Source organism: Sphaerotilus sulfidivorans, assembly GCF_013426975.1.
In the GTDB taxonomy this organism is placed as follows: Bacteria; Pseudomonadota; Gammaproteobacteria; order Burkholderiales; family Burkholderiaceae_C; genus Sphaerotilus; species Sphaerotilus sulfidivorans.
The window spans coordinates 54,611-60,687 of sequence record NZ_JACCPY010000027.1 but is presented as its reverse complement, the minus strand read 5'-3'; the positions used below and the strand labels follow the sequence as shown (position 1 = coordinate 60,687).

General features: G+C 72.6%; 5 protein-coding genes. 1 reads left to right on the top strand and 4 read right to left on the bottom strand.

Features of this window, described 5'->3' with window-relative positions; all coding sequences use genetic code 11:
• Both mutL and HZU84_RS15015 read right to left on the bottom strand, forming a co-directional pair.
• Positions 1-1,094 (bottom strand): DNA mismatch repair endonuclease MutL (gene mutL, locus HZU84_RS15020; protein WP_180692984.1); only part of this gene is annotated, 1,094 nt, incomplete at its 3' end.
• 25 nt (positions 1,095-1,119) lie between these two features.
• Positions 1,120-2,241, bottom strand: coding sequence for an ABC transporter substrate-binding protein (locus tag HZU84_RS15015; RefSeq protein WP_149502716.1), 1,122 nt, complete (start codon positions 2,239-2,241; stop codon positions 1,120-1,122).
• Positions 2,242-2,387: 146 nt separating this feature from the next.
• On the opposite strand from HZU84_RS15015, the gene HZU84_RS15010 reads away from it, so the two are divergent.
• Positions 2,388-3,041 (top strand): DedA family protein, encoded by a 654-nt coding sequence (locus HZU84_RS15010; protein WP_037483474.1) that lies wholly within the window; start codon positions 2,388-2,390, stop codon positions 3,039-3,041.
• Positions 3,042-3,045: 4 nt separating this feature from the next.
• On the opposite strand, the gene HZU84_RS15005 is transcribed toward HZU84_RS15010, so the two are convergent.
• Both HZU84_RS15005 and HZU84_RS15000 read right to left on the bottom strand, forming a co-directional pair.
• Positions 3,046-4,479, bottom strand: a complete 1,434-nt coding sequence (locus tag HZU84_RS15005) for an alpha/beta fold hydrolase (RefSeq protein WP_149502717.1) — start codon at positions 4,477-4,479, stop codon at positions 3,046-3,048.
• Positions 4,480-4,560: 81 nt separating this feature from the next.
• Entirely contained in the window at positions 4,561-6,063 is a 1,503-nt protein-coding gene (locus HZU84_RS15000) for an N-acetylmuramoyl-L-alanine amidase (protein WP_149502718.1), read from the bottom strand.
• Between the last annotated feature and the right edge of the window lie 14 nt (positions 6,064-6,077).

Below are 6,077 nucleotides of genomic sequence, written 5' to 3'. Positions count from 1 at the left end.
GGCTCGGACGTCGCCATCGGGGCCGGCGGCGGTGTCTCTGCGGCCGTGCCGGCCCCGGCCGGCGCGGTGCAGGTGCGCGATGGCGCCAGCGCGGCCTCGACCGCGCGGCGCACCGCCTGGTGCACCTCGCGCGAATCGCGGAAGCGCACCTCGGTCTTGGTCGGATGCACGTTCACGTCCACCCGCTCCGGCGCGATCTCCAGGAACAGCACATAGCTGGGCTGACGGCTGCCGTGCAGCACGTCCTCGTAGGCGGCGCGCACGCCGTGCGCCAGCAGCCGGTCGCGCACATGGCGGCCGTTGACATAGACGTACTGCAGGTCGGCGCGGGCCCGCGCGGTCTCCGGCAGGCCGGCGCGGCCGCGCACCGACAGCGGCCCGAGCTGCAGCGCCACCTCGCGGCTGTCGCGCGCGAAGGCCTCGCCGAGCACATCGCGCAGGCGCTGCTGCGCATCGCCCGGGCGCCACTGCTCGACCAGCCGGCCCTCGTGCCAGACCTCGAAGCCGACCTCGGGCCGCGCCAGCGCGTGACGCCGCACCGCCTCCAGGCAGTGCGCCAGCTCGGTGGCGTCGGACTTCAGGAACTTGCGCCGCGCCGGCGTCGAGAAGAACAGCTCGCGCACCTCCACCGTCGTGCCGACGGCGCGTGCGGCCGGCTGCAGCTCGCCGGTGCGGCCGTCGATGCGCTGCGCATGCGCGGCGTCCATCGTGCGGCTGGTGATCGACAGCTCGGCGATCGAGCCGATCGCCGCCAGCGCCTCGCCGCGAAAGCCCATCGTCATCACCTGCTCGAGATCGTGCAGCGAGCCGATCTTGCTGGTGGCGTGGCGGCGCAGCGCCAGCGGCAGCTCGGCCGCGGCGATGCCCTGGCCGTCGTCCTCGATGACGATCGAGCGCACGCCGCCGGCGATCAGCCGCACCGCGATGCGGGTGGCGCCGGCGTCCAGCGCGTTGTCGACCAGCTCGCGCACCACCGAGGCCGGGCGCTCGACCACCTCGCCGGCGGCGATCTGGCTGATCAGCTCGTCGGGCAGCTCGCGGATCGGGCGGCGGGAGGGCGGGGCCAGCGGGGCGGTCGTCGGGGTCAGGGTCATGCCCCGGATTGTAGGAAGGCGCGGTTCAGCCCAGGTACCGGCCGGATTCGCTGAGCTGGACCAGATCGACGAAGCGCGAGCCGCCCAGATCCTGGCGGCTGAAGTCGACCGCCATGCCGGCGACGAAGAGCTGCATCACCCGCAGCGTCGCGGTCAGGCGCGGACGTTGCAGCTGCCCGCCGCAGCGGCGCAGCGCCTCGATCAGCACCTGCGCGTCGATCCAGCCGGCCAGGCTGGCGTAGCCGATCTCCACCCCGGCGGCGCGCGCCTGCTGGCGGTAGATCTCCATCTGCCGGTCGGTCTCCCGCCAGGGATTGGGCGTGACCTGGGTGAGCGCCAGCCCGCGCGCCTGCGGGCCGATGCGGCGCAGCGCCTCGTCGTCGCCGACGATCGACAGGCCGAAGAAGGCCGGATGGCGCTTCAGCCCGGCCGCCGTGGCCATCATGGCCGCGGCCTGGCTGCCGGGCACGAACAGCACCACCGCCTGGGGCGACAGCGCCATCAGCTTGCGCGAGGCCTCCTGTGCGGTTGCATCCTCGGCGGTCAGCGCGGCCGAACCCACCACCTGCAGCCGCTGCGCGGCCAGCGCATCGCCGATCAGCTTCAGGCCTTCCTGGCCGAAGGGCGAAGCGGTGTGCGCGATCGCCACCCGCTGCAGTCCGACGGTGGCCAGGTGGCGGGCCAGCACCTCGGCCTCCTGGGCATGGCTGGCGCGTGCGAAGAAGCCTGCTCCCCGGCACAGCAAGCGCACCGAATCGGCCACCGCCACCGCGCCGACCGCGGGCACGCCGTGCTCGCGCAGCAGCGGCTCCAGCGCGGCCAGGCTCTGGCTGCCGGCACAGCCGAACAGCGCCAGGGCCTGCTGCTCGACGATCAGCGCGCGTGCCAGCGCCAGCGCGCGCGCCGGGTCGCCGCCATCATCCAGGTCTGCCCAGCGGATCGGCCGCCCGCCGATGCCGCCGGCCGCGTTGCAGGCCTCGAAGGCCAGGTTCGCGCCGGCCGCATGTGCGCGTGCCATCGCCGCGACCGGCCCCTGCCGGGGTGCGGTGCGGCCGATCAGGATCGGGGGGGGCGCCGCCTGCGCATGAGGCGGCAGCAGGCCCAGCGGCACGGCAGCGCCCGCCAGGACAAGACTTCTCCGGTGCATCGATTCTTGCTCTGCTGGGTGTCAACCCCGTGTTTCATGGGGGCGAGTGTGCCCAGCGCAAAAAGTCCTGTCCGCCGCGGAAATTCGCGGATCCGGACCAGCGTGACGTAATGCGCACAACACTCCGGATGCTAATCTCGCCGCCCATGGACATGATTCCCTTCCTGATCGACTTCATCCTCCATGTGGACAAGCACCTGGCCGAGTTCATCGCGGCCTACGGGGCCTGGGTGTACGCGCTGCTGTTCGCGATCATCTTCGTGGAGACCGGCCTGGTGGTGATGCCTTTCCTGCCCGGCGACTCCCTGCTGTTCGTCGTCGGCGCGATGTGCGGCGCCGGGCTGATGAACCTGCCGCTGGCGATGGCGCTGCTGCTGGTCGCGGCGGTGCTGGGCGACCAGGTGAACTACTCGATCGGGCGCCACTTCGGCCCCAAGGTCTTCCAGTGGGAGAACTCGCGCTTCTTCAACAAGCGGGCCTTCATGCAGGCGCACGACTTCTACGAGCGCCACGGCGGCGTGACGATCATCATCGCGCGCTTCATGCCCTTCATCCGCACCTTCGCGCCCTTCGTGGCGGGCGTGGCCGAGATGACGCGCGCGAAGTTCGTGATGTTCAATGTCGTCGGCGCGATGCTCTGGGTCATCGGCCTGACGCTGGCGGGCTACCTGTTCGGCAACCTGCCCTGGGTGCAGGCCAATCTCAGCAAGATCATCTGGGCGCTGATCATCATTCCGGGCCTGATCGCGATCTTCGGCGCCTGGAAGGCGCGTCGCAACGAGGCCCGCGCCGCGGCCTGAGCGCTCAGGGCCGGCGGATGCCGGCCGCCGGCGGCGGAAATTCCAGCGGCGACTGCGGGCCGCGCATCGGTACCCGCGCCTCCAGCGCGGCGGGCTGGTAGCTCGCCGCAAAGCGGCAGTCCTGCGTCGGATTCCAGCGAGACGGCAGCGCGCGGCAGCGCTGCTCGAGCGCCGCGCCATCCGGCCGGGCGCCACCGCCGGCCCAGTCCAGCAGCGCGTCGACCGCGCTGACATAGGCCGCATCCGACAGGTACTCGTGACCGGCATCGCGGGTGTAGGCCTGCGCGAGCCGCTCGGCTGCGCCGGCCTCGGTGACGGTGTCGCGGAAGCGGCTCTCCATCTCGACGAAGGCGACCGGGTCGTCGATGCCGTGCAGCGCCAGCGTCGGCAGCAGCAGCCGGCCGGTGGGGTCGCCGTCGCGGGCCAGTTCGGCGCGGGCGGCCAGATCGGCGCGCAGCCGTGGTACGCGCCGGTTCAGCGCCGCGTCGTCGTCGCTGCCGCTGTAGATCACGCCCTCGTTGGTGAAGGGGTTGCGCGCGCCGAGCTTGCGTACCGTCAGCTCGCGGAAATGCCAGGTCGCCCACTGCAGATGGCCGATCAGCGCGCTCTCGGGCAGGCGCAGCACGCGGGTGAGCGTCTCCAGGCGCTTCTGCTGCTCGGCGCTGCGCTCGGCGCGCGGGCGCTGCACGCCGGTGCAGTCGTCGACCCGCTGCGCGACATCGAGCCGGGTCAGCGTCGACTCCGGCGGCATGCCCATCCACAGCGGATAGATCGGTTCGTCCGGGCGCGGATGGTTGTTGCAGACCGCCTGGTAGACCGCGCGCAGGTCGACGCGCAGGTCATAGGCGCGGGTGGCGCCGGCCAGCACGCCGCTGCTGAGCAGCACGCCGTCGTAGGGCTGCGGGCCCGGCGCGGTCTGGCCGGGGCGGATGTCGGGCGTGATGTAGCGCTCGGCCATGCGTGCGGCCACCGACGCGCCCCAGCTCTGGCCGTGCAGCACGGTGCGCCGCGGCGTGCCCAGCGCCTCGACCGCGATGCGGCGCAGCCGGTCGACATCCTCGCCGGCGGCCAGCACCTCGAAGCCGCCCTGGCGGTAGCTGGTGCCGGCCCAGGCGTGGCCGGCCTGCAGCATCACCTTCCAGCGCTGCAGGTCGCCGGTGACGCGGGCCAGCGTCGGCTCGCCCAGCGACGGGCCGCCGTGCGCATGCACCACCAGCACGCCGCTCCAGTCCTTCGGTACCGCGATCCAGTACCAGGCGCCGAGATGGTCGCGCCCCGACAGGCAGCGGGTGGCCTCGGGCAGGCCGGACGGGCAGATCCGCTCGCTCGGCACGGCGGGCCGCTCGGGTGCGGCGGCGCGGGCCGTCGGCAGCGACAGGGGCAGCATCGCCGCCGCCGCAAGGGCGGTCAGCGCCGGACGAAAGAAGGGTGGGGCCATGCGGAAGCTCATGCGCGCAGATTACTGCACCTGCTGACGGCATCCGCATGACGGCGCCCGCTGAGGGGGCCCTCTGGTGGTTCAGAGCATGCGCACCCGCGCCAGCGGTGGATTGCGTGCGAAGTAGCGGGTGATGCCCACATACAGCGCCCGCACCAGCTGCGACTGGTAGCCCGGATCGCGCAGCTTGTCCTCTTCCTCCGGGTTCGAGATGAAGGCGGTCTCGACCAGGATCGAGGGAATGTCGGGGGCCTTCAGCACCGCGAAGCCGGCCTGCTCGACCTGCTGCTTGTGCAGCCGGCCGACCTGGCCGATGTGGCCGAGCACCTCGCGGCCGATGCGCAGGCTGTCCTGGATCTGCGCGGTGGTGCTCATGTCGAGCAGCGTGCGCATCACATGCGCATCCTTGCTGCGCACGTTGATGCCGCCGATCGCGTCGGCCGCGTTCTCGCGCTGGGCCATCAGCCGGGCGGTGGTGCTGGTGGCGCCGGAGTCCGACAGCGCGAACACCGAGGCGCCGCGGGCCTTCGGCGTGATGAAGGCGTCGGCATGGATCGAGACGAACAGGTCGGCCTGCACCCGCCGGGCCTTGCGCACCCGCTCCTGCAGCGGCACGAAATAGTCGCCGTCGCGGGTCAGCATCGCACGCATGCCCGGGCGGGCGTTGATGCGCTCCTGCAGCTGCCGGGCGATCGACAGCACGACATCCTTCTCGCGCAGGCCGGTCGGTCCGATCGCGCCGGGGTCTTCGCCGCCATGGCCCGGATCGATCGCGACGATGACCAGCCGATTGATGCCGCCGCGACCCGGCGGCACGGCTGGCGCGCCTTCCGCCGGCGCCGGCGCGGGCGAGGCGGCCACACGCGGCGGCTGGGGCGAGGCGGGCGGCGGCACCGGCGCGCCGTCCTGCGGCGCCACCGGGCGATCGACCCGGCCGATGAATTCGCCCAGCGCATCCTCGATGTCGGAAGCCGCCCGCTGCGAGGCCTCCGCGCTGTCGGCGCTGTTCGCGCTGCCGTTCATGCCGCTGGCGCTGACCGGCGTCTTCGCGACCGGTGCGCTCTCGCGCTCCTTGACCAGGGTCAGCAGCGGGTCGGGCGCCTTGCTCGGGTAGAGGTCGAAGACCAGCCGGTGGCGATAGGGCGAGATCGGCGCGAGCGTGAAGACCTGCGGCGCGACCTGGCGCTTCAGGTCGAAGACCATGCGCACCCGGCGCGGCTGGTTCTGGCCGATGCGCACGCCGGCGATCTGCGGGTCGTCGCTGCCGATCCGCGCCACCAGCTCGCGCAGCTGCGCGCTGAGTTCGAGCCCGTCGATGTCGATGACCAGCCGCGCCGGGCCTTCAGTGATGAAGTGCTGGGCCTCCAGCGCGACATCGGATTCGAGCGTGACCCGGGTGTAGTCGGCCGAGGGCCAGACCCGTACCGCCACCAGCGTCGCGCCGAAGGCCAGGTCGCCGGCGCCCAGCGTCAGCACCAGCGCGCCGGCCTGGCGCAGCCAGCGGCGGCGGTCGCTGGCCGTCTCCTCGGGGGCGTCGGTGCTGCTGAGGGTTTCTTCCTGGGGGGCATGGAACGGGGTGGTCATGATCGGGTCCTCCT

Excerpts from the sequence above, each read along its gene's own strand:
- HZU84_RS15015 (WP_149502716.1), bottom strand. The coding sequence starts at position 2,241 with ATGCACCGGAGAAGTCTTGTCCTGGCGGGCGCTGCCGTGCCGCTGGGC.
- HZU84_RS15010 (WP_037483474.1), top strand. The coding sequence starts at position 2,388 with ATGGACATGATTCCCTTCCTGATCGACTTCATCCTCCATGTGGACAAG.
- HZU84_RS15005 (WP_149502717.1), bottom strand. The coding sequence starts at position 4,479 with ATGGCCCCACCCTTCTTTCGTCCGGCGCTGACCGCCCTTGCGGCGGCG.
- HZU84_RS15000 (WP_149502718.1), bottom strand. The coding sequence starts at position 6,063 with ATGACCACCCCGTTCCATGCCCCCCAGGAAGAAACCCTCAGCAGCACC.